General features: G+C 57.7%; 21 protein-coding genes and 5 pseudogenes. 11 read left to right on the top strand and 15 right to left on the bottom strand.

The annotated features are described in order from the left end of the window. Window positions 1–71: 71 nt before the first annotated feature. Together EFQ99_RS35585 and EFQ99_RS18520 are read left to right on the top strand one after the other, a co-directional pair. A pseudogene (locus EFQ99_RS35585) lies at window positions 72–216 on the top strand (ATP dependent DNA ligase); the annotation flags it as partial. A gap of 460 nt (window positions 217–676) precedes the next feature. Beyond that, window positions 677–2,839: an adenylate/guanylate cyclase domain-containing protein gene (locus tag EFQ99_RS18520; protein WP_126922441.1), complete on the top strand. Its 2,163-nt coding sequence runs from the start codon at window positions 677–679 to the stop codon at window positions 2,837–2,839. Between the two features lie 15 nt (window positions 2,840–2,854). Here EFQ99_RS18520 and EFQ99_RS18525 read toward each other — a convergent pair whose 3' ends face one another. The 3 genes and pseudogenes from EFQ99_RS18525 to EFQ99_RS35590 all read right to left on the bottom strand — a co-directional run. Beyond that, the gene (locus tag EFQ99_RS18525) at window positions 2,855–3,358 is read right to left on the bottom strand and encodes a YHS domain-containing (seleno)protein (RefSeq protein ID WP_208722787.1); all 504 of its coding nucleotides are present in this window, start codon (window positions 3,356–3,358) and stop codon (window positions 2,855–2,857) included. A 14-nt stretch (window positions 3,359–3,372) separates the two neighbouring features. Beyond that, a complete protein-coding gene (locus tag EFQ99_RS18530) occupies window positions 3,373–3,966 on the bottom strand; it encodes an ankyrin repeat domain-containing protein (protein ID WP_126922442.1) in 594 nt (197 codons plus the stop codon). Window positions 3,967–4,144: 178 nt separating this feature from the next. Then, window positions 4,145–4,291, bottom strand: a pseudogene (locus EFQ99_RS35590) (NADP oxidoreductase coenzyme); the annotation flags it as partial. Here EFQ99_RS35590 and EFQ99_RS36000 point away from each other — a divergent pair. After that, complete coding sequence (locus tag EFQ99_RS36000) at window positions 4,284–4,412, top strand: hypothetical protein (protein WP_281024252.1); 129 nt, start codon at window positions 4,284–4,286, stop codon at window positions 4,410–4,412. The pseudogene EFQ99_RS35590 and the gene EFQ99_RS36000 sit on opposite strands and share 8 nt — an antisense overlap. A 252-nt stretch (window positions 4,413–4,664) precedes the next feature. Here EFQ99_RS36000 and EFQ99_RS18540 read toward each other — a convergent pair. Then, window positions 4,665–4,887 (bottom strand): annotated as a pseudogene (locus EFQ99_RS18540) (hypothetical protein). A gap of 14 nt (window positions 4,888–4,901) precedes the next feature. Here EFQ99_RS18540 and EFQ99_RS35085 point away from each other — a divergent pair. Together EFQ99_RS35085 and EFQ99_RS18545 are read left to right on the top strand one after the other, a co-directional pair. Continuing rightward, complete coding sequence (locus EFQ99_RS35085; RefSeq protein WP_164736400.1) at window positions 4,902–5,060, top strand: hypothetical protein; 159 nt, start codon at window positions 4,902–4,904, stop codon at window positions 5,058–5,060. 50 nt (window positions 5,061–5,110) lie between these two features. Beyond that, complete coding sequence (locus EFQ99_RS18545) at window positions 5,111–6,334, top strand: ATP-binding protein (RefSeq protein ID WP_126922443.1); 1,224 nt, start codon at window positions 5,111–5,113, stop codon at window positions 6,332–6,334. Window positions 6,335–6,590: 256 nt separating this feature from the next. On the opposite strand, the gene EFQ99_RS18550 is transcribed toward EFQ99_RS18545, so the two are convergent. The 5 genes from EFQ99_RS18550 to EFQ99_RS18570 form a co-directional block, all read right to left on the bottom strand. Next, complete coding sequence (locus EFQ99_RS18550) at window positions 6,591–7,292, bottom strand: alpha/beta fold hydrolase (RefSeq protein ID WP_164736401.1); 702 nt, start codon at window positions 7,290–7,292, stop codon at window positions 6,591–6,593. 120 nt (window positions 7,293–7,412) lie between these two features. Next, on the bottom strand, window positions 7,413–8,186 hold the full coding sequence (locus tag EFQ99_RS18555) for an ABC transporter permease (protein ID WP_126922445.1): 774 nt from the start codon (window positions 8,184–8,186) through the stop codon (window positions 7,413–7,415). After that, window positions 8,170–9,000: an ABC transporter ATP-binding protein gene (locus EFQ99_RS18560; RefSeq protein ID WP_126922446.1), complete on the bottom strand. Its 831-nt coding sequence runs from the start codon at window positions 8,998–9,000 to the stop codon at window positions 8,170–8,172. The genes EFQ99_RS18555 and EFQ99_RS18560 overlap by 17 nt, the downstream gene beginning before the upstream one ends. Window positions 9,001–9,011: 11 nt before the next feature. Beyond that, entirely contained in the window at window positions 9,012–10,013 is a 1,002-nt protein-coding gene (locus EFQ99_RS18565; protein WP_126922447.1) for an ABC transporter substrate-binding protein, read from the bottom strand. A 48-nt stretch (window positions 10,014–10,061) separates the two neighbouring features. Next, on the bottom strand, window positions 10,062–11,144 hold the full coding sequence (locus EFQ99_RS18570) for a 4-oxalomesaconate tautomerase (RefSeq protein ID WP_126922448.1): 1,083 nt from the start codon (window positions 11,142–11,144) through the stop codon (window positions 10,062–10,064). Window positions 11,145–11,251: 107 nt separating this feature from the next. On the opposite strand from EFQ99_RS18570, the gene EFQ99_RS18575 reads away from it, so the two are divergent. Together EFQ99_RS18575 and EFQ99_RS18580 are read left to right on the top strand one after the other, a co-directional pair. After that, on the top strand, window positions 11,252–12,169 hold the full coding sequence (locus EFQ99_RS18575) for a LysR family transcriptional regulator (RefSeq protein ID WP_126922449.1): 918 nt from the start codon (window positions 11,252–11,254) through the stop codon (window positions 12,167–12,169). Between the two features lie 336 nt (window positions 12,170–12,505). Next, window positions 12,506–12,969, top strand: a pseudogene (locus tag EFQ99_RS18580) (ABC transporter permease); the annotation flags it as partial. Between the two features lie 97 nt (window positions 12,970–13,066). On the opposite strand, the pseudogene EFQ99_RS18585 reads toward EFQ99_RS18580, so the two are convergent. Beyond that, a pseudogene (locus tag EFQ99_RS18585) lies at window positions 13,067–13,584 on the bottom strand (DUF3422 family protein); the annotation flags it as partial. A 154-nt stretch (window positions 13,585–13,738) separates the two neighbouring features. Here EFQ99_RS18585 and EFQ99_RS18590 point away from each other — a divergent pair. Next, window positions 13,739–15,166: an aldehyde dehydrogenase family protein gene (locus EFQ99_RS18590; protein ID WP_126922450.1), complete on the top strand. Its 1,428-nt coding sequence runs from the start codon at window positions 13,739–13,741 to the stop codon at window positions 15,164–15,166. Here EFQ99_RS18590 and EFQ99_RS18595 read toward each other — a convergent pair. Next, a complete protein-coding gene (locus EFQ99_RS18595) occupies window positions 15,163–16,089 on the bottom strand; it encodes a LysR family transcriptional regulator (RefSeq protein ID WP_126922451.1) in 927 nt (308 codons plus the stop codon). The two genes, EFQ99_RS18590 and EFQ99_RS18595, sit on opposite strands and share 4 nt — an antisense overlap. A gap of 311 nt (window positions 16,090–16,400) precedes the next feature. Here EFQ99_RS18595 and argE point away from each other — a divergent pair, with 311 nt between their 5' ends. From argE to EFQ99_RS18610, 3 genes are read left to right on the top strand one after another with little or no spacing between them, the layout of a single operon-like run. Beyond that, complete coding sequence (gene argE / locus EFQ99_RS18600) at window positions 16,401–17,525, top strand: acetylornithine deacetylase (RefSeq protein WP_126922811.1); 1,125 nt, start codon at window positions 16,401–16,403, stop codon at window positions 17,523–17,525. A gap of 9 nt (window positions 17,526–17,534) precedes the next feature. After that, window positions 17,535–18,458: a 2-hydroxyacid dehydrogenase gene (locus EFQ99_RS18605; RefSeq protein WP_126922452.1), complete on the top strand. Its 924-nt coding sequence runs from the start codon at window positions 17,535–17,537 to the stop codon at window positions 18,456–18,458. Window positions 18,459–18,487: 29 nt separating this feature from the next. Continuing rightward, window positions 18,488–18,841: a cupin domain-containing protein gene (locus tag EFQ99_RS18610; protein ID WP_126922453.1), complete on the top strand. Its 354-nt coding sequence runs from the start codon at window positions 18,488–18,490 to the stop codon at window positions 18,839–18,841. Window positions 18,842–19,179: 338 nt separating this feature from the next. Here the strand turns inward: EFQ99_RS18610 and EFQ99_RS18615 are convergent, their stop codons facing one another. The 4 genes from EFQ99_RS18615 to dapA are packed head-to-tail and all read right to left on the bottom strand — an operon-like array spanning window position 19,180 to window position 22,747. Then, the gene (locus EFQ99_RS18615) at window positions 19,180–19,623 is read right to left on the bottom strand and encodes an Lrp/AsnC family transcriptional regulator (protein WP_097601030.1); all 444 of its coding nucleotides are present in this window, start codon (window positions 19,621–19,623) and stop codon (window positions 19,180–19,182) included. Window positions 19,624–19,642: 19 nt separating this feature from the next. Next, complete coding sequence (locus tag EFQ99_RS18620) at window positions 19,643–20,428, bottom strand: phosphotransferase (RefSeq protein ID WP_126922454.1); 786 nt, start codon at window positions 20,426–20,428, stop codon at window positions 19,643–19,645. 29 nt (window positions 20,429–20,457) lie between these two features. Then, window positions 20,458–21,855 carry an aspartate ammonia-lyase gene (locus EFQ99_RS18625; protein WP_126922455.1) on the bottom strand — a complete coding sequence of 466 codons (1,398 nt, stop codon included), beginning with the start codon at window positions 21,853–21,855 and terminating at the stop codon, window positions 20,458–20,460. Beyond that, window positions 21,845–22,747: a 4-hydroxy-tetrahydrodipicolinate synthase gene (gene dapA, locus EFQ99_RS18630; protein WP_126922456.1), complete on the bottom strand. Its 903-nt coding sequence runs from the start codon at window positions 22,745–22,747 to the stop codon at window positions 21,845–21,847. Before dapA ends, EFQ99_RS18625 begins: the two co-directional genes overlap by 11 nt. Window positions 22,748–22,782: the final 35 nt, after the last annotated feature.

Consider the following 22,782-nt stretch of genomic DNA (forward strand, 5'->3'; position numbering starts at 1 on the left):
CAGACCGGGTCACTGCTAGGAAAACCCGTTTGAGAAATCCTTGTTCCGGGGGAGAAACCACTCTCGATCGGGGTCGGCGGAAGAACTTGGTTTGGGTGCAGCCGACGCTCATCGCCGAGACTGAGTACCGCCTCTGGACACACGATGGAAAGCTGCGACACGCCTCGTGCAATGCGCGAGCGCCAGGGCAATGCCGCCGTCTACACAATTGACTGAAGAATAACGCCCGACGAGAAATCGCCGGGCTTTGTTCGTTGATATCGAAGTTGGGGGTCGGGGCAGGGATTCGAACCCCGCGTCACAGCTCGAAGGCTGGAAGCAACCTCGGATACCCGAGGGATGGGGAGAGCGCCGCGCTCCGATTACGCTTACGCCCGACTGAACCATTAACTCGTGGCCCTTGCAATTGTTCCAGATAGGCGGCCAACCCCCGAGCCCAGCATTGGCCACCGAGCTTTCCCCGCTACGTCGCCGAGTTTTTGTTTTTTTGGATCAGAGGCGTCAAGAGCGGGTCGCGGGTTCGAATATATTCAACTGCAGTAAGCCATTTTGTGATTTCGTCAGGGCGCATCCCGAACGCGAGCCAAATTGAGCGAAAAGACCGGGCTCGTGTGCCAGCGCGCCCTCCGTCGTGGTAAGATGCCCAACTCCCTGTTTCGAAAGGGTGGGCAAAGAAATGGAGAGGCGTCTCGCCGCGATACTTTCCGCTGATGTGGTAGGCTACAGTCGCCTCATGGGAATGGATGAGGGCGGCACGCTTGAGCGGTTGAAGGCCTGCCGTCGGGAACTGGTCGATTCCACCATCGAAGAGCACCATGGCCGGATCATCAAACTCATGGGTGATGGCGCGCTGGTCGAGTTTGCTAGCGTTGTAGACGCGGTTCAATGCGCGGCCGTAATCCAGCGGGGAATGTCCGGCAGAGACCGAGGACTTCCCGCGGAACAGCGCATTCGGTTTCGCATCGGGATCAATCTCGGCGACATTATTGTCGAAGGCGATGACATCTATGGCGACGGCGTCAACATCGCCGCCCGTCTGCAGGGAATTGCCGAGCCTGGCGGAATTTTCATATCCGGCACCGCATTCGACCAGGTCATACACAAGGTCGATGTCGGTTTCTCGTCGCTCGGCGAGCATCGGTTGAAAAACATCGCCGACCCCGTTCGCGTCTATAGCGTTCTGCTTGACCCAACCCACCTTGGTAAGGTCATCTTTGCCTCGCGGACAAGGGCACGAGCTATGGCGCTGTTAGCGCTTGTAGGGCTATCGATCGCTGCCGTTGCGGCCGTCGTCGCATGGCAATGGCCTCATAAACAACGCGCATCGATTGCAGTACTACCCTTCGCCAACTTGAGCGACCAGACCCAAGATTATTTCGCCGATGGCATTACCGACAACCTGATTACCGATCTCACCAGGCTGTCGAAACTTGATGTAATTTCCCAGAATTCCGTCTTTGCCTACAAGGATAAACCCCATTTGCTGGCAGACATACGCCGTGATCTCGGCGTGCGCTTTGTCGTGGAGGGCAGTGTTCAGCGCATGGGCGACCTGATGCGCGTCAACGCGCAGCTGGTCGACACTGTGAGCGGCGACCATCTGTGGGCCAATCGATTTGATCGCCGCGGGGCGGATGTGTTTGCTGTCCAGGATGCGATGAGCCGCCAGATCGCCAATGCGCTCGGTCTGGAACTCACCCCCTCCGAGGTAGAGCGAATTGCGCGTCCGCCGACCGCCAATCTCGAAGCCTATGATTATTATCTGCGTGCCGAGCAGGCGGCCCGGACGGGACGTCGTTCTATGATGCTGGAGGCGTTGGCGCTGTTTGACAAGGCCGAAGAACTCGACAGTGGCTTTGCCGAAGCCTTTGCGTCCGATGCGCATGCGTCGGCCTTTGTATGGCGAAGCGCATATGACGACGTCCTCCAGAGTGCCCTGGCGCGAAAAAGAACATACGACAAGGCAAGTCGCGCGCTCGCCCTCGATCCCGAACTACCGTCGCCTTATGCGGTCCTCGCTATCATGCAGGTCGTGGACCGACGTTACGAGCAGGCGATTGTCTCGGCGCAGAAGGCCGTGGCACTCGGCCCCTCTGACGCCGAAGCTCATATGGCCTTCGCATATGTTCAATTGATATCGGGCAATCACGCCGACGCCGTTGCGGCTGTCGAGAAGGCGCTCAGGTTCGATCCGAACCCCTCCGCCGTCGACCGATATACGGCCGGCATGATTTTTTATCTGCAACGCGACTACGAGAGGGCGATAGACAGTTTCAAACGCGCGGGCTACGGCTCCCAAGGTAACGGCGAGTTCGTCACCCCGCTCGCCATGGCCTATGTCCGTATCGGTCGCATTGATGAGGCCCGAGCGACTGTCGCCGAGGCCCAACGTCTTCTCGGGGGACGCGACTGCCTTGCGGCCTGGCGTATCGGCAATGCCCATTTCAGGGACGAGGATTTGGCATTTATCCTGGACGCGTTGCGCCAGGCCGGGCTGCCGGAATGGCCGTTCGGTTTCCAGGGGAACGAGCAAAATCGGTTGAAAGGTGCCGAGATCTCCGCCACCGTCATGGGCAAACTTCTGCGAGGGACGACCGAGCCGTCCGAAAGCCTCGCGCTGATGCAAGTCCAACCGGACGGAAAGGCCGCATTCCGCTCGGCATCCCAGATGATGACCGAGAAGGTCTCTGTCAAAGGGGACCTGCTTTGCGAGCAAAGCGAAAACGCATTTGGCCGGCCCGATTGCGGCCCGGTCTATAGACACGCAAATCCGGTCGACCAAACCAGCTATGCCTACGCAAACTCGACCAAGGTTTTTTATTTTTCGCCGGCCCAATAGAGCCTTGTTAGTCCGTCAGTGGTACTGATCCCGTTCGAGATCGGCCGCGACCTTCGGCCATTTGGCATCGGCGCTGGCCACAGTGTCCGCCGGATGAGCGGCAAAGTCCTCCGCATCCGCCTTGTCATACATCAGGTAAAGCTTGCCTTCGACAATCTTGAAGGCTTCCGGATCGATGTTGACCGTGACAGACCCGGCACTTACCTCGCCCGTGCAGTAGCCGCCGTACTGAGGCGCGTATCTGAGCGGTTCGCTCATGAACATCTCGCGATGTTTGGCATTAGCGAAATGCCAGGGCGTCCCCATCCATTCGTAGGTGATTTTTTCCGAACCTTTCGTCGCTTTGCCTTCGGTAAAGTAGGCGACAGTATCGTAGCCCATGATCGCGACACCGCCGAAGTACCCCGTGTTTACCGAGTCGTCCGCCATGGCTGGCGATCCGCTGACAACGCCTGCGACAGCCAGACCGATCACTGCCAAAGATCGACCAATGCATTGTGTCTTGTTTCCAAAATGCATCTGCGCCTCCTGTTTTATTCGTGTATTTCCGTGCACTTAGCGTAATTCTCTGCGCCGAGAACGCTGCCCGGAGGGCATGCCACGCCATGTCGCTTGAATAGACGGACAATATCGAAATTGCCTTTCCACATGGCCCTCGTGATTGGTGCGTAGCCGTGAACCTCGGCGTGGGTCACATCGGCGCCCTTGGCGAGGAAAAACTCCGCGAGAAGGACATGGTTCTCTTCGCCCGCAACCATGAGCGGGGTAACACCCGCTTTGTTGGACGCATCGTCGAGAATTGCTCCGTGGTCTAGGAGCAGTTTGCTGATCGGAACGCTGCCCGAAAATGCCGCAGCATGGAGGGGAGTAAAGCCGCCTGAATTCCTGGCCATAACATCGGCATTTCTGTCTATCAGCAACTCGGCAACGGCGAGCTGATTTTCAAGCGCGGCGTTGATGAGTGGTGTTGCCTGGTCGCGGGTGCGGCTGTTGACGTCGGCACCCGAAGCCAGAAACTGCTCCACGGCAACAGTGTTTCCCGCTGAAACGGCATCGAACAAGGGATCCCCTGCGGCCGCGACTGTCGCAGAAAAAAACAACGCTACCGATGTAAGAAACCGGCGCATAGCTTCACCACAATGTTTCCAGACAGAATAGCATGCCGTCGGCACGTAGGCTACCTAGCACCTGCGTCCGATGCAGCAGCGACCGCCGTGAAAGGGGCCGCTTCTCGTGGAAACATTGTGACTCTGGGCCCACACACCCCGACCAGCTTGACAGCGATATATCACGCGGCACCGGAGAACCGAGATTTTCCGCAAGCGCACCAATCTCCGCTGCGGCGCCGTCATCGTCGCTCGCGAGGAACACGACTCTCCTGCCACCGTGTACGGCTGGGTCTTGGTCAAGGACGGCAGCGACCAAATGGTTGAAGCCTTTCTTGATGACAGCGAACCTTTGGCTGTGGCTGGCCTTTGTCATTGCCATCCTCGTTGATGTCAACCAGCTCTTCGCCTTAATGCAGCACGCTCATGAAGGCTACGATCGTGACGATCGCGGCGAGGAAGATTGAACTCGTTATGATCGTGCCGAAACCGAGGCCGGTCGCCAAACGAAGCCGAACGACAAGGGGTGCGGCTCGCGCTCGCCATTGAGAAGACGGGCTACGCCTTATCGTATGCCTCATGGTCCGAGTGTCAGAACGAAAGCGCAGCGGTTGTCCCCATAACAAAGTTAAAGGGAGCGAAACTTGGTCGAATGATGTAGAGCGTCTAAGCGAGAGTGCGCGACGCTCGCTTCTATTGAGCCCGGTTTTTGTCCCCGCCTATCTTCTTTGAAACTTCTTCCGCGCGGCGCGCGCCACGCTCTCGGCGAGGATCAGCAGACAGCCGAGGAGAAGCAGAGCGGCGCGGAGCAGCGCGTCGGCATGGACGAATTTCACCAGCACGCCGCCGACGGCGATCAATAGCAGCGCCGCCAACGCCAGCGCCGTCGTCGACGAACATGACGAAGAATTCCCTGAACGCGACCTTCAGAATATTCGTCATGCGGTGACCTCGGCATGGACGTTGAAATACTGGCGCGGCATCCGGACTGCGGCAAGGAAAAAGACGGTGAGCACCCCATCTCTCTCCTATTTCTTGTCGCAAACGAGTATGCCGGCGTCTTTGTCTTAAATTTCAAATGGACGCCATTTGGATTTCAAATGGCCACATATTGACTTTCAATTAGTCAATACCATAGCTTCAATTGGTCACAAGGAGCAAAACCATGGCGCTATATCCTAGGCTCGCCGAGCAACGTGTTAACGATGCCATGTCGGACACGCGCGTCGTATTGATCGTCGGACCCCGACAATCCGGCAAAACGACGCTGGCCAGGAAGATGGCCAGTCCAGAAATGGAATATTACACGCTCGACAATGCGACGATCCTGGAAGCGGCTCAACGAGACCCGGTTGGGTTCGTCAGAGGAATGGACCGTGCCATCATCGACGAGATTCAGCGCGCTCCCGAGCTGCTGCTGGCAATTAAAGAAAGTGTGGATACCGACCAACGTCCAGGACGATTCCTGCTGACGGGCTCAGCCAATCTCATGACACTGCCGCGCGTAGCGGACTCGCTCGCAGGTCGCATGGAGGTCGTCCGATTGCTGCCGCTCGCTCAAAGCGAAATCAGGGCGGCCGGCAGCAGCTTTTTGCGCGACGCTTTTCGCAACGACCCCAAAGCCGGAGATTCCATCTTCGGCGACGACTTGATGGCCGCGGTCTTGGCAGGGGGATATCCCGAGGCATTGGGCCGCAAAAACCTGAGCCGCAGACAGGACTGGTACGCGGATTATATCCAGGCAATCGTTCAACGCGATGTTCGCGATGTGGCACAAATCGAGCAGATCACTCAAATGCCGCGGTTGCTACGCATTCTTACGGAGCATTCAGGTCAACTCGTGAATTATTCCGGCATTGGTGCCGCCATCGGGATGAACCACATCACAACACAAAAATACGTCGGCATATTCGAGAGCTTATTCCTCGCTCGAACCTTGCCGCCCTGGTTTTCCAATAACCTGAAACGCCTCATCAAGACACCCAAAATACATTTTCTCGACTCTGGTCTTCTCGCTTCCCTCCGGGATCTCTCTCTCGACCGGCTACGGGCAGAGAGGGGGCAATTTGGACCATTGCTGGAGACTTTCGTCTTCGCCGAAATTCTTAAACTCGCGAGTGGCGGGGAAGAACGATTTGAATTCTCACACTTTCGCGACAAGCAGCAGAACGAAGTCGATATCGTTGTCGAAGACAGAAGAGGACGCATCGTCGGCATTGAGATAAAGGCGGCAGCTACCGTCTCGAGCGCCGATTTTTCTGGGTTGCGAATCCTGGCCGAGGCATCTAGAGAAAGATTTGTTTCAGGCTTTGTTTTGTATGACCATCAAAAAGTGGTCCCCTTCGGAGAACGTCTATACGCCGTGCCTATTTCCGCACTGTGGTGTTAGCGCCTGGGAATTTCTGCTCAGCCTCAAGACCCGCCGATTCTTGAAAATTCGAGGGTTTTCAATGTCAAATGAGCCTCTGGTACGAATCCCCTTCGCCTACGCCAGACGGACAAATGACGCGGTCCCAAGTTCTGCTCCCCCCAAGAGCATCAACTGGATAGCGCTAATTAGCGTAGGAACCTGCAGTCTCACGTTGAATTGATGTGGAGCCCGCAATACCAAGCTGTCGGAACACGCGATTGCGGATCCGCACGCTTCAAAAGTACCTGCGGCATAGAAATTCTTTGACAACTGCCGACACCGCACGTGGCTGCTCAAAAGGAAGCAGATGCCCTGCGCCCTCGATGACCACTGTCTCGCAATCTCGCATCAGTTCCGCGATGGCTTCTTGGACGACAGGCGTAGAGAGGTGATCTTCCGCACCGGTCATCAACAAGACGGGAAACTCGAAGGACGGCAGGTACACCGTCGCATCAGGCCTGACAATTAGAGCCCGGTTCTGCCGCTCGTGAATCTCTAGCGGACAATCTTCGACCATCTGGCGGATATCGCCGACGAGACGAGCGTCTCGCGCACTTTCGGCAGAGATCACCTTTGTCACCCAACAGCGTGCGTAAGCCACCACATCTGCTTTTACCTCGGCAATACGGCTCTCGCGGCTGGCCGCTTCATCCTGAGCCGGGCCTTCGGCATTTGCATTCGAAAGGACCATTGCACCGATCCGATCCGGCGATTGGCGGCCCATCTCCATGGCCACGCGGGTCCCCATCGAATGGGCGAGCACGATCAATGCCCCATTCGTTTCACGAAGCGTTCGGGAGGCCATATCCTCTATCCTCGCATCCCGGCGTGTATCGGCCTCGAAGACCGTGGTTTTATCGGACTTCAGATCACCGACGATGGACCGCCAAGTGCGACCGTCGGACATAATGCCAGGTATGGATACGATTGTCGTCATCGTACGTTCGCTCACAAGGTTGCCGTTGTAAAAGGGACTACCGGGATGGTTGACGCATCCGTCTTTTGCATTGTGACTGTCTGTCAATATGCACATGGCAGAGGCGTCAAGCCTGTTGTATTAAGCGGGCCGTTCTGCGGTTTTCGGACGCCATTTGATAAGGCGCGACTCGACCAAGTCCAGCACCAGATCGATGAGGAGGACGAAGATGGCGAGGATGACGATACCCGCAAAGACGCCGACCGCGTCGAAGTTGCCTTCGGCCTGAGCGATGAGATAGCCCAGTCCGGCGGACGCGCCGAGATATTCCCCAATGATTGCGCCGACCACTGCGAAGCCCACCGAAGTGCGAAGTGACGAAAGAATCCAGCTTGCCGCAGCCGGGAAATAGACATGGCGGAGAAGGTCAGACCGCTTGGCCCCGAGAATACGCGCGTTCGAAAGCACGACCGGATTGACCTCACGAACGCCTTGCATGGCGTTGAAGAAAGTTACGAAAAAGACGAGCGTTACCGCGAGCGCGACTTTTGACCACAAGCCCAGTCCAAGCCACAGCACAAAAATTGGTGCAAGGACGACGCGTGGGATGGCGTTCAGCCCCTTGATGAAGGGATCCAGAATCCGTGCCATCGATCGGGAGAGGCCGAGCCACACGCCTGCGGCGACCCCGAGAGCCGTGCCGATGACGTAGCCGAGTACCGTCTCCGTCAGCGTGATCGTTACGTGCTTGTAGAAAGACGGATCGCTTACCCAGGTGACGACCTGATGAAAGATGTCGGCCGGCGACGGGAAAAAGAAGACATCGATCACGCCTGCGTTCACGCCGAGCTGCCATCCTCCGACGATGACGAGGAGAAGGGTGAGTTGAATGAGCCGTTCAGTCATTGTGTGCATAGCTTTTCTCCACTTCACCCCGCAGGGACGCCCAGATGTTGCGATAGAGGTCGGTAAACCTCGGATCGAGCTTGATTTCCGAGACATCGCGCGGTCTCTCAAGGTCGACCGGGAAGCTGTCGATCACCCGTGAACGCGGTCCGGCGGCCAGCACCACGACGCGGTCGCCTAGAGCGATCGCCTCCTCGAGATCGTGGGTGATGAGCACGACGGCGCGGCGCTCTTCCTGCCATAGGCGCAGGAGTTCATTCTGCATCAGATGTCGCGTGTGAATGTCGAGAGCCGAAAACGGCTCGTCCATCAGGATCACCTTCGGGCCAGTGATCAGCGCCTGGGCCATCTGCACACGCTTGCGCTGACCGCCGGAGAGCTGATGGGGATAACGATCTTCGAAGCCCTTCAAGCCGACTTTGGCAAGCCATTTGAGGGATTGCTCGCGCCGTTCCCTTGCGCCCACGCCCTGGAACATCGGGCCGAGTTCGACGTTCTCGATTGCCGTCTTCCAAGGCAGCAATGCATCCTGCTGGAACAGATAGCCGATGTCGTTCTGGACCCCGTCGACGAGCTTGCCGTCGATCGTGACACTGCCCTGCGCGGGCTTCAGGAGGCCTGCGATGGCGTTGAGGATCGTGCTCTTTCCACAGCCCGTCGGGCCGACGATTGCGACGAATTCCCCATCAGCGACGGTCAGGTTCACGTCCTGAACGGCGACGAAGGAACCGAAGGCCATGGTGACGTTTTCGATCGACACCATTCCTCGGGTTGCGGCCGCCTTCGGCGTCCGCATGGTTGGCTTGAAGGCCGCCACGGTCATCTTATCCTCCCTCAGTTCGATGCCGCTTTCGGCACCTTCGATACGAATTCGTTGGTATAAGTCTTGCTCAGGTCGATCTTTGCGACGGCAACCTTCTCGTTGAAGGACTGGAGGACGGCGAGAGGTGTCTTGATATCCTCTTCATTCAGCGTCCCATCGGACGAAAAGATCGCACGGGCGTTTTCGACGGCCTTCACATAGGTCTCCTTGTCACCGGAAATGAACTCGGGTGGCAGCGTCTCGACGATTTCTGCGGCGGTGTGGTTCTTCATCCATTCCAAAGCCTTCACCGTGGCATTCGTGACTTTCTGGATCGTCTCCGGATTTTCGGAAATGTAGGATTGCGTCGCATAGAGGACCGAGGTGGGATAGAGGCCGCCGTAGATCTCCTTTGCGCCTTCGTCGTTCCTCGCGTCGATGAGAATCTTCCCGACGCCCTTTTCGACGACAAAGGTCGCCGCCGGGTCATAATTGACCAGGAGGTCAATCTTTCCCTGCTCCAGGGCGGCGACGGCGGCCGACCCGGAGCCGACCCCGATGATCGAGACCTCATCTGAAGGAATCTTGTGACGCTGCAGGTAGTATCGAACGAAGAAATCCGAAGAGGATCCGGGCGCCGTGATCCCGATTTTTGCGCCCTTGATGGTCTCGGGCTTGGCCGGATCAAATCTCGAGTCCTTCCCGCCTGCGAGGACAAGACCAGAATTGCGGGCCAGTTCGACGAAAGCAACCACGTCCTTGCGCTGAGACTGCATCTGGATCGTGTGGTCGTAGAAGCCGACGGCGACGTCCGTCGATCCGGCAACGAGCGCCTGAAGCGTCTTAGAGCCGCCTGACGCGAAATTTTCGATCGTGACTTCCAGGCCCTCCTTCTTGTAGAGGCCCAGACCCTGGGCGACTGGAAACGGCAAGTTGTTAAGATTATAGGAGCCGACGCTGATCCGCACGGACTCGGCGTAAGCCGAGCTCGTGAGAACCACGGTTGCGGCAAGCGCCAAGATGAGCTTCTTCATGTTCTTTCCTCCGTTCAGGCACTCTCCCAGTGCCGGTAGATTGACAGATTATGCAGCACAAATGAGATTTTTGACGGGTTTCGCAAAGACGCGGCCTTCGAAGAGCCGTCTGGCGGTTCGCAGAATGCCCGCGACGACCTTGCCGTCCCGGTGGTCGAGTTTGACATCCAGACGTCCGCTCGGGTGTTCAAGCGACAGGATGACGGGCGGCTGTTGCAGGCCCACAAGGCGCGCCGCAACCGTCCCTTCGCTGATACATGCGGTCGCAATGCCGACGGCTCCTGTCGTTGCAAGCGATGGATGGCACTCATGGGGCATGAAATAGCGCACGGAGAGCGCACCGCCTTTGCTTGGGCGCGCAATCAAGACGGGCTTCGGGGTGACCTGATCGCGCACATCACCCATACCCATCCGCTCGCCAGCGCTAAGACGCAGAGCTTCCATCCGCTGCAGTAGGGCGCCATTCCCGTTCAGTTCGGCAGACGTTTCATAGCCGCTCACGCCGAGAGATTCAGCCTCCATGAGGATCATTGGCATGGCACAGTCGATGCATGTCATGTCCACGCCATCGATGGTGTCGATTGCTTTGCCCGTCGGGAAGAGCTGACCGGTTCTGGCTCCCGCCGCGTCCATGAAAGTCAGAGCGATCGGCGCTGCTCGTCCCGGCACGCCGTCGATGGCGGCGTCACCCATGTAAGCGACACGTCCTTGAGGCGTGGGCACCTCGGCTTCGATCATCTTGCCTGTGTTCAGGTTGTTGATCCGCACGATGGTCGTCTCTCCAGACACGGCTGCAAGACCCGCTTCGATGGCAAAAGGCCCAACCGCGGCAAGCATGTTGCCGCAATTTGGGGATGTATCGACGATCTGTTGATCGACGCGAACCTGTGCAAAGAGGTAGTCCACGTCTGCGTCGGGTACCGTACTTTTGCCAATGATTGCCACCTTGCTCGTAATCGGATTTCCGCCGCCGATTCCATCGATCTGGAGAGGGTGCCCGGAGCCCATGACGGATAGAAGCACCTGGTCCCGGGATGCCGGCTCGCTCGGGAGATCGGAAGCGAGAAAAAAGGGACCTTTCGAGGTGCCACCGCGCATCAGGACGCATGGAATGGAAATCAGATCGTTCATCGAGACCCCGGAAATGATGTTCGGTTGGTATCAATCTCATCAGTTATTGCCATTATCGGAATAAAGATTTATTTGTGAAATGCTAATAACGAGGGTATTGATGCGAAATGAACATCAATTGCGAAATACTCGATCTTCGCGCTTTCCTTGCGGTCGTGGAGTTGGAGAGTTTCAATCGGGCTGCGGATCAATTGCACTTATCGCAACCGGCCCTCAGCCGGCGCATTCAAAAGCTCGAGCAAACAATCGGCGCACCGTTGCTCGAACGAACCACACGGCATGTTGCAGCCACTGCCGTAGGTGTGGGACTTGTACCGCTCATCCAGAGAATGCTGGAGGAGTTCGACGGGTCTCTCTTCGCGATGCGCGAACTCGGTGGCAATCGCGGCGGGCTAGTGACCATTGCTTGCCTGCCCACGGCCGCCTTCTATTTCCTGCCTTCGGTCATTCGCCAGTTCAACATCGAGTATCCACAGATCCGCGTCAGGATTCTCGACCTGACCGCCGTCGATGCCTTGCAGGCCGTTGCCAGGGGCGAGGTTGAATTTGGCATCAACATTATGGGAAGTTCGGATAGCGACCTTGTTTTCGAACGCCTTGTCGAAGACCCTTTCGTTCTCGCAGCGCGCAACGATCACCCGCTTGCGACGAAGGACGAGATCGGGTGGAAAGACCTGGAGCCCTATCACTTGATCACGGTCCATCGCTCCAGCGCCAACCGCACCCTTCTCGATGCGGCATTGGCGAAATCAAGCATCAAACTCAACTGGTTCTACGAGGTGACACATCTTTCGACCTCGCTTGGTCTTGTCGAGGCTGGCCTCGGCATCTCAGTGCTTCCGAAGATGGCGACACCTCAGGGAGATCATCCTTTTCTCGTCGCCAGGCCAATTCGAAATCCTGAGATTTCGCGGACCATCGGCATTGTCCGGCGGCGAAACGGATCGCTATCGCCAGCAGCCGAACGCTTCATGAGCATGCTGCTTGGAACTTGGGCCGCCCCTGTAGCCGCGAACAAGAATTGAATCGATCTAGACCTCGGCCATAAACTTGCGCCAAGCGCTGCCTACCATCCGCTCGTCGTAGGCTACAAGGGCGATTGCCAAAAAAACAGCTCCCGCAGATGAGGAGGCAGTTGCATTGCTACTGACCGGCGGTCGATCCGAGGCGGGCAATGTGGTCTCTGATCGACTCGTGAGCGCCAGGGGGAATTTCCGCAGAAAGCCCCACGATGCGACCGTCGTGTCATGATAACTCGGCAGCAAGTGGTGCTATTGTCTGGTGTTGTCTAAATCGCGCCGAGTCGAACTAACGCATACCCAGCACGACCAATTTGAATTAAGAAGTCTTGCTCATCTCCCATTGGGATCGACCTTATTTTGGTCCATTTGTCTATCTTGGTGTCGAACATCCGTCCGATCGCATTTACTTCCAGCAGCTTCCTTGCCTATCCCATTCCGGCTTTTTCGATACGCTGGTTTGCAGAGCTTGCAAATAACGAGGCCTGGCGGCGATCCATCGTTAACAGCTTCCTGATCGGCACAGGAACCACCGTGCTGTCGACGGTGCTTGGCATGCTTGCGGCGCTCGCATTGCGCAGGCGAATCTTTTTGGGTTCGACACTGCGAACAATTTTCCTTCTGCCCATGGTCGTTCCGGCGGTCGTACTCGGCGTCGGGTTACAGATCCTGTTTGCCCGCCTCGGATTTGCCAACACGTTTGCAGCCGTCATCGTGGCGCACACCGTTGTCGCCGTGCCCTTGCGCTGGTCAGTATCACCGCATCGCTCGAAGGCATCGATTATCGGTTCGAGCACGCGGCGGCCTGCTAGCCGCTATACACAAGCGGACCCGCGTCGTGGTCACCGGCTAAGACGTCGAGGACCTTTGGTGCAAGGTGTTCTCAACGCGTGATCTCCAGCTTTACGACCCTTCCGTCAAAGGATGCTTGACGCGGATGATAGTGATCGCAGCAACCCCCACGACGACCACTGGAACGGCAACAAGAATAATCATGGGATTGAAATGGATTCCTGCATGGTCTGCTGTCTCATACGTGAATATCAGCAAGCCCAGCAGATAGTAGCTGATCGCTCTCATCCAGAAGCCTTCGACCGCACGCTGGATCTTGACCTGCGTCGCAGCCGGGTCGGCCATTGCCTGGATCTGTGCTGCATTGGAGTTCAATCCTGAGCTGAATTCGGGTTTGTGTCGAGCAGGTGCATCGTCGGTCTGGATAAATGCCCAAGACTCAAGACAGTTGCCTCGCGGATACTGACCGCGGGCTTGAACCGCCTCTCGACGAAAGTGCCAAAGCGTTGGAAGCCGGGGACATGGGTTTCCCGTAAAAGCGCGAATCTCTCTTCAACGATTTCGCGTAGGGCGCCGGTCGCTCCGAACCTGATTCTAGTTGGGGCAGTGGCCGAGATGATATACGACGAAGAACCTTACCATCTTCGCCAAGCCAAAAAGCGATTGTGTTAACATGCTCCTTAAGTAACCATTCAGACGAGGTAAATTGCCATCTTCGCGTCTTTCCCGGCATCCTCCCCAGGCGGCTCGGAATGGCCGCAAAGTTTTGACGCGAGGTGAAAAATGCTGACCGAACGCGAGCACCAGTTCTACATTGGTGGAAGATGGCAGGACGCTCTGGATCCAACCCGTTCGCCGGTCGTGAATCCCGCCTCGGAGCAGGTTATCGGGCATATTGCTGCGGGCGGCGCTCAAGACGTCGATGTCGCGGTTGCAGCTGCGCGGCAGGCCTTTCTCACTTTTTCCCAAGCTTCTGTGTCCGACAGGATTGATCTGCTCCGCCGGATGTATTCGCTTTTGAAGGAAAGGGCGGAGACTTTCGCAGAAGCCCTCGTCATGGAAATGGGGGCAGCGATCAGCTTCGCGCGCGCCTCACAGGTTCCGTTTGCTGCCGAGCACATTCGTGTCCAAATGGAGATGCTCGAGAAGTACCGTTTCGTGACGGTTGAAGGGCGAACCGCGACCGCTAAGGAGGCGATTGGGGTTTGCGCTCTGATCACGCCCTGGAACTGGCCACTTTACCAGATCACGGCCAAAGTCGCTCCCGCTATCGCAGCAGGCTGCACCATCGTCCTCAAGCCCAGTGAACTGTCGCCGTACAGCGCTCTGCTGTTCGCCCAGTTGATGCACGATGCCGGCATTCCAGCGGGCGTGTTCAATCTGGTCAACGGGACCGGCGAGAGCGTAGGCGCAGCGCTCGCCAGCCACCCTGACGTCGACATGATCTCGATCACCGGTTCCACCCGCGCAGGGGTACTCGTCGCGCAGGCGGCCGCCCCGACTGTAAAGCGAGTGGTTCAGGAGCTAGGCGGCAAGTCGCCGAACATTTTCCTCGACGATGCCGACTTCGGCGAGGCGGTGGCGAAGGGCGTGCTCGCCGGAATGCGCAATGTCGGCCAGTCGTGCAGCGCCCCGACGCGCATGCTGGTACCGGCACATCGGCTCGGTGAAGTCGAGGAATTGGCTGGCGCCACTGCGCGTGCCATCCGCGTCGGCGTGCCGCTTGATCCGGCGACGGACATGGGCCCCATAGCCAATCGTGCCCAGTTCGAGCGGGTACAGGTCATGATACAAGCGGGTATTGATGACGGCGCCAAGCTGCTGTGCGGCGGGCTGGGTCGACCGGCCGGCCATGACAGCGGCTTTTTCACGCAGCCCACGATCTTTTCCGAGGTGACGCCCGACATGCGCATTGCTCGTGAGGAGATCTTCGGTCCCGTCCTTTCAATCATGCCCTACAAGGACGAGGAAGAGGCAATCGCGATTGCCAACGACACCGTCTATGGATTGGGCGCCCATGTTCAGTCTCCAGACCCGGAGCGGGCACGCCGGGTCGCCACTCGCATCCGTGCCGGTCAGGTCCATATCAATTATCCGGCTTGGGACGGAGCGGCCGCCTTCGGCGGCTACAAACGGTCGGGCAACGGCCGCGAGTATGGCGTATATGGGCTTGAAGAGTATCTCGAAACGAAGTCGATCCTCGGTTATTAACCAGGCTTCTCCGCAGGATCGGCGCTCCAGGGCGGTGGTTTCAGCGACTGACGAAGCATTGTCAGGAAAGCGGCGGTGCGCGCACTTCGTCCGTGCCGCGATCCGAGGATGGCGACGATATCGGCCGACGGCAGCTTCCAGTTGGGAAGTACCTGCCTCAGCCGTCCCTCGGCCAGGTCTTCTGCAACGGCCCATTCGGAGCGCATCATGATGCCCTGACCCGCCAGCGCCCAATCCCGAATAACGGCGCCATCATTACTCGACATGACGGGGTTGACGCGCACTGTCGCACTTTCCTGCCGTGATCCCTTAAACCGCCAGAGCGTTACGTCCTCCTCGTTCTCGCGAACGACAAGGCAGCGATGGCGCGCCAGATCGGCGGGGGTAGTAATGGGCGCAGCCAAAGTCAGGTATTCGGGACTTGCGCAGAGAATCCGGTTGTTCGGCGCCAGCGTCGTCACGACTTGATCCAGATGCGCGGACGCCCCGATGTGAACAACCACCTCATAGCTGTCAACGATCAATGCCGTGGGATGGTCGGACAGTTGCAGGGTAGCGGTGGCACCGCGATGCTCTCGAGCGAAAGCCTCCACGACCGGGGCGACGTAGATCCTACCAAAACCGTGAGGTGCTGCGACCCTTAGGTGCCCGCGGACCGCACCCTTGCGATCAGCCAGGGCTTCGGTAAGCGAGTCTATGGCATCGCTGACGATCACGCTGTGGGAAGCGACCAGTGAGCCCTCTTCGGTAAGACGCAGGTGGCGCCCGGAGCGGTCGATCAGCCTTACCCCGACTTTCTCTTCTAGCGCGCGCAGGCGCTGGGTTACCGCCGGAGGGGTGACGTTCAGCTTTCTCGCGCTTTCAGCGAGGGATTTGGAGGTGGTGAGGACCGAAAAAAAGGCAAGATCGTCGGACGTGAGCATTAACGTCTACCTGAAGTGATTATTCATCTGGGATTAATTGCCATCTTTAGGCTTTGGCGACAAGGTGAGATTAGGGGATAACGGATTCATGCTGGCGACGTTGGCTTATCAGCCCGATGGGCTGGCCTGGGCAGTATTCAGCGGGTGCGGTTGGGAACCGGATACCGAGAATGCGCCGGCCGATTTGGCCGCCCCAGACAGGGAAGGGATCCCCGAACGATAATCCCGCGACCGCTGCTCGAACGGAGCCTGCCATGCGGCCAGTGGTCGCCAGTACGGCGTTGTGCCCTACACACGATGGAGAACCTGCGATGAATGCTAAGGACATACTGGAGCAGCTGGTCAGCTTTCCGTCCGTCGTCGGGACTCCGAATGGGGACATCGTCGCATGGGTGAAGACCTATCTCGAAAGTCATGGCGCCACCGTGACTGTCTTGCCGGGGCCGGAAGGGGATAGGGCAAACCTGTTCGCCTCGATCGGCCCCAAAGATCAGTCCGGCTATATTCTTTCCGGGCATATGGATGTCGTTTCGGCCTCCGAACGGACTTGGACGTCGGATCCCTTCCGACTGCGGGCTGAGGGAGATCGGCTTTTTGGCAGAGGCGCCTCCGATATGAAGGGGTTTCTTGCCGCCGTACTTGCAGGACTTCCCGCTATAGCAAAAATGCCATTGAGGCACCCGATTCACTTCGCCTTTTCGTATGATGAGGAAGCCGGCTGCCGCGGCGTACCTCATATGTTGCAGCAGATCGGAAACCTATGCGCTCCTCCTTTGGGAGCAATCATTGGTGAACCGAGCAGTATGGTGGCGATCCGCGGTCACAAGGGAAAGGCCGCCGCCCGTATCGAAATCCAGGGCGCGACCGGTCATTCGTCGCGCCCTGATAAGGGTCTGAACGCGATCCACGCCATGACTGCGGTGATGAGTGCGACGCTGGAGACTGTCGATGCCCTGCGAAACAGCGACTTAGATCGGAACTTCGAGCCGCCATATTCTACGCTGCAGATCGGAACGATCACGGGCGGACGCAGCGTCAACATCATCCCTAATCTCTGCATCATGGAACTGGAAGCTCGCGCGGTGCCCGGCGTATCGCCAACAGTTCTCCTGGAACATATCAAGGCAACGGCAGAGGCTTTGGCGAACGACGGTTTCCGCGTCACGTGGGAAATCAGCAGCACTTATCCCGCGCTTTCGCTTAACGCGGACACGCCGCTCGCTCGGCTGATGGAGGAGCTAACCTCAGCGCAGAGCTTGGCAGCCGTCAGCTACGGCACTGAGGCCGGGCTCTATCAGGCAGCCGGCATCGACGCGATCATCTGTGGTCCCGGGGACATCTCCCGCGCCCACCGCGCTGACGAGTTCATCCGCCTCGACGAACTGGCTGCCTGTGAAGAGATGATCCTGCGGCTCGCCAAAACGCTACAACGGTAGGAGACGTTCATGGTTTTCTGGTTCAATTCGGATCGAGAACGAGGCCGGGTCTTCGCCGAGGCTTTTGCACGCGACCTGCCCGATCTGCCCTTCGTGATGGATATTTCAGAACGCGACCCGGACGAAATCCGGTACGTTCTCACGTGGACCGCGCCGCCCGATCTCCATCGTTTCCGGAACTTGGAGGTTGTCTTCTCGATTGGCGCGGGCGTCGATCAGTTCAAGCCAGAATCGCTTCCGCCAAACGTCATGATCGTCCGCATGGTCGAGGACGGTATCGTGCGGATGATGCAAGAATACGTCACTCTCGCCGTGCTCGCCCTGCACCGCAAGTTGAAGTTCTATATCGGACAGCAGACTGACGCTGCTTGGCTCTCGCTTCCTGTGCGGCAAGCTGGCGAGCAGCGGATCGGCATCCTTGGCCTTGGTATGCTCGCCCAGGCCGTTATGGAGCGACTGAAGCCCTTCGGCTTTCCGCTTGCCGCCTGGAGCCGCTCGGAACGACAGGTGGATGATGTTGATTGCTATCACGGCTCGGAGGGACTCACGCGGTTGCTTGCGCGCACCGACATCCTGATCTGTCTCCTGCCGCTGACCCAAGAGACGCAAGGACTACTCGACGCCGCGGTCTTCGCGGCCCTTCCAGCCGGCGCGGCGCTCGTCCAAGTGGGGCGCGGCGCGCAACTCGATCATGACGCGCTGATTGCGGCCCTCGATGATGGACATCTGTCGGGTGCGGTCATCGATGTCACCGAACCTGAACCCTTGCCCCCCGAACATGGCTTCTGGAGGCATCCAAAAATCATCCTGACGCCGCACATCGCAAGCGTCACGCAAGCAGAGACGGCGGCCGGCGCCGTCATCGACAACATCAAACGCCTTCGCAACGGTCTCGACCCGATCGGGCTGGTCGATCGCGACCGCGGATATTGAAGCTGCAACCAGGAGAGCAAGGAGAAAATATGTCCCTCCTCAAGACCATAGTACCCAACAGCACGGAAACACCGCGTGAGTCAAAGCCTGGGCCGGAACGCCTGATCTCCGGCGATCCTTCGTTCAAAAGCTGGGCTCAGGACGTTGCGCGAGGCGACATGATTCACACCGGCGTCTGGGAAGCGACACCTGGCCTGACGCGCTCCGTCAAGGGAGAGACATTCGAATTCTGCCACATCCTTGAAGGCGTCGTGGAAATCACCCCGGACGGTGGTGAACCGGTTACCTACAAAGCAGGCGACAGTTTCGTGATGAAACCCGGATTCATCGGCACCTGGCGCACCGTGAAAACGGTCCGGAAGATCTACGTCACCGTCAACTAACCAGCTCCGCCGCCTCCGGTACGCGAGCGTAGGAACCGATTAGCCTCGACAAGAACTAGCGGTAAATCGGCGGAGAAGCGTTGCTCTCCGCCGTTGTGAGAACATATGATCCGCAAGGATTCGACGATGTCAAACCATGCGCCAGTCTGGGAGCGGCATCATTCGAAGCTCCAACATGTGAAGAGCAGTTCGGATGGGCCGGCTCGCTGGAATGATCACCATCCGCTCACATCGAGCGGATGGTGACCCAAATTTGCGCGTGCTCGTATAGTCCGCCAATTAGGTTGGCACCCGGTTGTTTTGGGACTGACACTTGCCCACTTACCGATCACACCGGATTATCTTCGGATTACCGAGGAGAGGGCGAACGCAGTCAGTGTATCGCGCACGCCGGGCATCTCGGCAATCAATTGCCAAATCTGCCGTATGCGGTCGGCCTCGGGGGACTCGACCCGCACGAGGAGATCGAAATCACCGGTCATAACGTCGCAAGCAACGACTTCTGGGATCTTCCGTAGCGCCTGAATGACTTCTCCGCCCCGCATGCGATCGTGACGATAGACGAAAATCAATGCTGTTGTGACGTTTTGGCTATTCCCACCATCCCCGGTGAGGATTGTATATCCCTTGATGAAGCCTTCTCGTTCGAGACGTTCGATTCGCACCCGCACGGCGTTGCGAGAAAGGTTCACCTTCGCTGACAAATCCGCATGCGAAATTCGAGCATTAGCCTTCAATTCGATAAGTATCTGTTCGTCAGTTCGATCGAGAAGATATTTCATGGATATTGAGCCGGGTCGCTTAGCCTAGAATGTCGGAGGTTACGGACCGATAAGCTAACATGGCGATTTCCGGTAGCAATGTTCTTTCCTTCTTGCTCGCAAATCGCTTTGATGTCGAAGCCATTACGAATCCTGGCAGCGCCTCTTTTTCACTCTCCGTCAGACAGCGGACGTCCTGATAACCCTGCAGCAGCGCTCGCGCCCGGTTTTTATTCAGCTCTCCGTTGATTTCGCCCGCCCAACCGACAAGCGCATCAGCTAGCTCCGACACGAGCGCGTCGTCGTGCCGAAGCCTGAAGTTGATGACTCCGCTGACTTCCTCTCCGAGGAAAAAGACGTTCTCCTGGACCAATGCGCCATGAATCGCGCCAATGCGAAGATCCGTCGATTTGCACTTCGCTTTTAGTTCTAAGACGGTGTGCATTTCAGCCAGCACGTGGCCTAGACTGAGGCATTTTGCCGGGTTTGCAAATGTGGGTGAGGCGCCGGGTACGAAGCTGACGATGGCGACCATTCGACCTGCGGCCCGAGACGTAGCGTGGCCATCGACCGTGCGCAGCGGCTTAGGGCAGGGGACGCCATGTCGATAAAGCGCCTCCATGGTTTCGAAGGCCCTTTCCAGATCTGAAGGTCGGGCTCCGTTCTCGAAAAGGGTAACTATGAATTCGCCTTCCCCAGTCCGAAACAGATAGGTCGTCTCGGAGTCGCCGTCCGCGATGCCAATCATCGACAGAAGCGACGTGAAACCATAAGCCGCTGTAATGAGTTGGCGATCTTCGTCAGAAAGCTCGGTAAAAACAGCCATTTCCTACCCTTATGCGGCCGATGAACCCATCAGAAATTTGCGAAGGCGGAGGTAACTTCGAAGAGCTCTTCAACTTGACTGGAAGTTAAGATCCCTTCCTCTTCCACGACCTGCCGCAGCCCCCGCTTTTCGGCCAGCGCTTTTTTGGAAAGCTGCGCTGCCTTACTGTAGCCGATTAGCATCGCTAACGGTGTCGCAAGAACGAGAGACTGATCGAGGAGGTCCTTGCAACGGTCGACATCAACTTCAATGCCGACGACGCACCGCTGCTTAAAAATTTCCATGCCCCGCGTCAACATCCGCATGGATTGAAGGATGTTGAGGATGATCACCGGCTCCATGGCATTGAGTTGCAGCTGCCCCGCACTTGCCGCCAGGGTGACAGTGGGATCATTTCCGATAACCTGAAATGCGATTTGGTTCATCATTTCCGGAATGACGGCGTTGACTTTTCCGGGCATGATCGAGGAACCGGCCTGGACGGGCGGAAGTCGGATTTCTCCCAGGCCGCCCCTCGGCCCACTGCTCAAGAGCCGCAGATCATTGCAGACCTTTGTCAGCTTCACAGCAATTCGCTTGAGGACACTGGAGATGGAAACGAAGCCACCGGTGTCTGAGGTGGCCTCGATCAGATTTCGAGCTCGGGTGAGCTGGATACCGGAAATCTGTGTCAGGTGGGCGCAAGCCGCGGCTCCAAAGCCGCGGGGTACGTTGATCGACGTTCCGATCGCAGATCCGCCGAGATTAACCTCTTTCATCAGCCTCGAAGCGGCCTGCAGTTGGTCGATATCTTCGTCGATCAGCTCGGCGAACGCACCAAATTCCTGCCCGACCGTCATTGGGACCGCGTCCTGCAACTGAGTGCGGCCGACCTTCAGCACAGTCGCATATTCATGCGCCTGGGCGCGAAATGCATCGCGCAGCCCGACCTGGGACTCGATCAGCCCTTCGCAAGCACGAAGAATGGTCAGACGCAGTGCGGTCGGATAGACATCGTTTGTCGATTGAGACAGGTTCACGTCATCATTTGGATGAAGCTTGTCATAGTCGCCCACATTCGCACCGAGCTTCAAGAGCGACTGGTTCGCAACAACTTCATTGACGTTCATGTTGGTGGACGTTCCGGCGCCACCCTGCATCATATCGACCGGGAAGTTCTCATCAACGCATTTCAACTCGATGAGCTCATCACAAGCCTCTGAGATTGCCGACGCCTTTTCCGCTGACAGCAGGCCAAGCTCAGCGTTCGCACGCGCGGCCGCTTTCTTGACCATAGCCATAGATTGAATGAGTTCGGGGAAGTCTTTTAGGCGAAGGCCTGAAACGGTGAAGTTAAGTTCGGCTCGACGCGTATGGACACCGTAGAGAACGTCACCGGGGATAGGGAGGGGGCCGATCAAATCGGTCTCTATGCGTTCAGTTCCCATTTGCCGTTCCCCCCTGGTCCAGAATTCCGGCGTGGCGCATGGCATGAAGGATTACCTCTTTGACAGGATCGCTCACCTCCACGAGAGGAAGGCGCAGGTCCCTTCGAATCTTTGAGAGTTGCGCCAGCGCGAATTTCACCCCAGCCGGGCTGGTCTCGAGGAATAGCGCGCGATGCAGGGGCATCAGTCGATCCTGAAGAGCCAGTGCCGCCACGAAGTCGCCCTTCAGACATGCCCGCTGGAAGTCTGCACACAGCCGGGGAGCGACGTTCGCGGTGACGGAGATGCAACCGTGGCCGCCATGGGCCATATAACCCAGCGCGGTGCCGTCTTCGCCGGTGAGAAGATTGAACTCATTGCCGCAGTCCATACGCTCCAGCGACGGTCGCAAGAGATTGCCCGTCGCGTCTTTGACACCCTTGACGTTCGGACAATCACCGAAAATCCGGGCAAGCGTTGCGACTTCAATATCGATTACGCTCCGACCCGGGATGTTGTAGACAATGATCGGAACCGTAGCTTCAGCGTCGATGGCCTTAAAGTGCTGATAGATCCCCTCTTGGGTGGGTTTATTGTAGTAGGGCGCCACGATCAGCAAACCGTTCGCGCCCGCCTCCTGTGCATGCCGCACGAAGCTGATTGCTTCCTCAGTGCTGTTGGAGCCGGCGCCGGCTATGACCGGAACGCGACCGCCCGCTGCCTCGATCGCGATTTCCACGACTCGCTTGTGTTCGGCATGGCTGAGGGTCGGGCTTTCCCCCGTTGTTCCGCAGGGGACAAGCCCTGACGTGCCCTCGGCGATCTGCCATTCGATGAGGCTGCGAAGCGCAAACTCATCGACTTTCCCATCGGCAAATGGGGTGACAAGGGCAGTGATGGATCCTTCGAACATCTTGACTTCCAAAAACGACGATGGGTTCAAACTGG

The organism is Rhizobium vallis (assembly GCF_003985155.1).
Classification (GTDB): domain Bacteria; phylum Pseudomonadota; class Alphaproteobacteria; order Rhizobiales; family Rhizobiaceae; genus Rhizobium; species Rhizobium vallis.

Coding starts and splice junctions, on each gene's coding strand:
- EFQ99_RS18555 (WP_126922445.1), bottom strand. CDS start 8,186: ATGCACACAATGACTGAACGGCTCATTCAACTCACCCTTCTCCTCGTC.
- EFQ99_RS18615 (WP_097601030.1), bottom strand. CDS start 19,623: ATGAAATATCTTCTCGATCGAACTGACGAACAGATACTTATCGAATTG.
- argE (WP_126922811.1), top strand. CDS start 16,401: ATGAATGCTAAGGACATACTGGAGCAGCTGGTCAGCTTTCCGTCCGTC.
- EFQ99_RS18550 (WP_164736401.1), bottom strand. CDS start 7,292: ATGACGACAATCGTATCCATACCTGGCATTATGTCCGACGGTCGCACT.
- EFQ99_RS18575 (WP_126922449.1), top strand. CDS start 11,252: ATGAACATCAATTGCGAAATACTCGATCTTCGCGCTTTCCTTGCGGTC.
- EFQ99_RS18570 (WP_126922448.1), bottom strand. CDS start 11,144: ATGAACGATCTGATTTCCATTCCATGCGTCCTGATGCGCGGTGGCACC.
- EFQ99_RS18610 (WP_126922453.1), top strand. CDS start 18,488: ATGTCCCTCCTCAAGACCATAGTACCCAACAGCACGGAAACACCGCGT.
- EFQ99_RS18525 (WP_208722787.1), bottom strand. CDS start 3,358: ATGCATTTTGGAAACAAGACACAATGCATTGGTCGATCTTTGGCAGTG.
- EFQ99_RS36000 (WP_281024252.1), top strand. CDS start 4,284: ATGACAGCGAACCTTTGGCTGTGGCTGGCCTTTGTCATTGCCATCCTC.
- EFQ99_RS18530 (WP_126922442.1), bottom strand. CDS start 3,966: ATGCGCCGGTTTCTTACATCGGTAGCGTTGTTTTTTTCTGCGACAGTC.
- EFQ99_RS18545 (WP_126922443.1), top strand. CDS start 5,111: ATGGCGCTATATCCTAGGCTCGCCGAGCAACGTGTTAACGATGCCATG.
- EFQ99_RS18560 (WP_126922446.1), bottom strand. CDS start 9,000: ATGACCGTGGCGGCCTTCAAGCCAACCATGCGGACGCCGAAGGCGGCC.
- EFQ99_RS35085 (WP_164736400.1), top strand. CDS start 4,902: ATGGACGTTGAAATACTGGCGCGGCATCCGGACTGCGGCAAGGAAAAA.
- EFQ99_RS18520 (WP_126922441.1), top strand. CDS start 677: ATGGAGAGGCGTCTCGCCGCGATACTTTCCGCTGATGTGGTAGGCTAC.
- EFQ99_RS18565 (WP_126922447.1), bottom strand. CDS start 10,013: ATGAAGAAGCTCATCTTGGCGCTTGCCGCAACCGTGGTTCTCACGAGC.
- EFQ99_RS18605 (WP_126922452.1), top strand. CDS start 17,535: ATGGTTTTCTGGTTCAATTCGGATCGAGAACGAGGCCGGGTCTTCGCC.
- EFQ99_RS18620 (WP_126922454.1), bottom strand. CDS start 20,428: ATGGCTGTTTTTACCGAGCTTTCTGACGAAGATCGCCAACTCATTACA.
- dapA (WP_126922456.1), bottom strand. CDS start 22,747: ATGTTCGAAGGATCCATCACTGCCCTTGTCACCCCATTTGCCGATGGG.
- EFQ99_RS18590 (WP_126922450.1), top strand. CDS start 13,739: ATGCTGACCGAACGCGAGCACCAGTTCTACATTGGTGGAAGATGGCAG.
- EFQ99_RS18595 (WP_126922451.1), bottom strand. CDS start 16,089: ATGCTCACGTCCGACGATCTTGCCTTTTTTTCGGTCCTCACCACCTCC.
- EFQ99_RS18625 (WP_126922455.1), bottom strand. CDS start 21,855: ATGGGAACTGAACGCATAGAGACCGATTTGATCGGCCCCCTCCCTATC.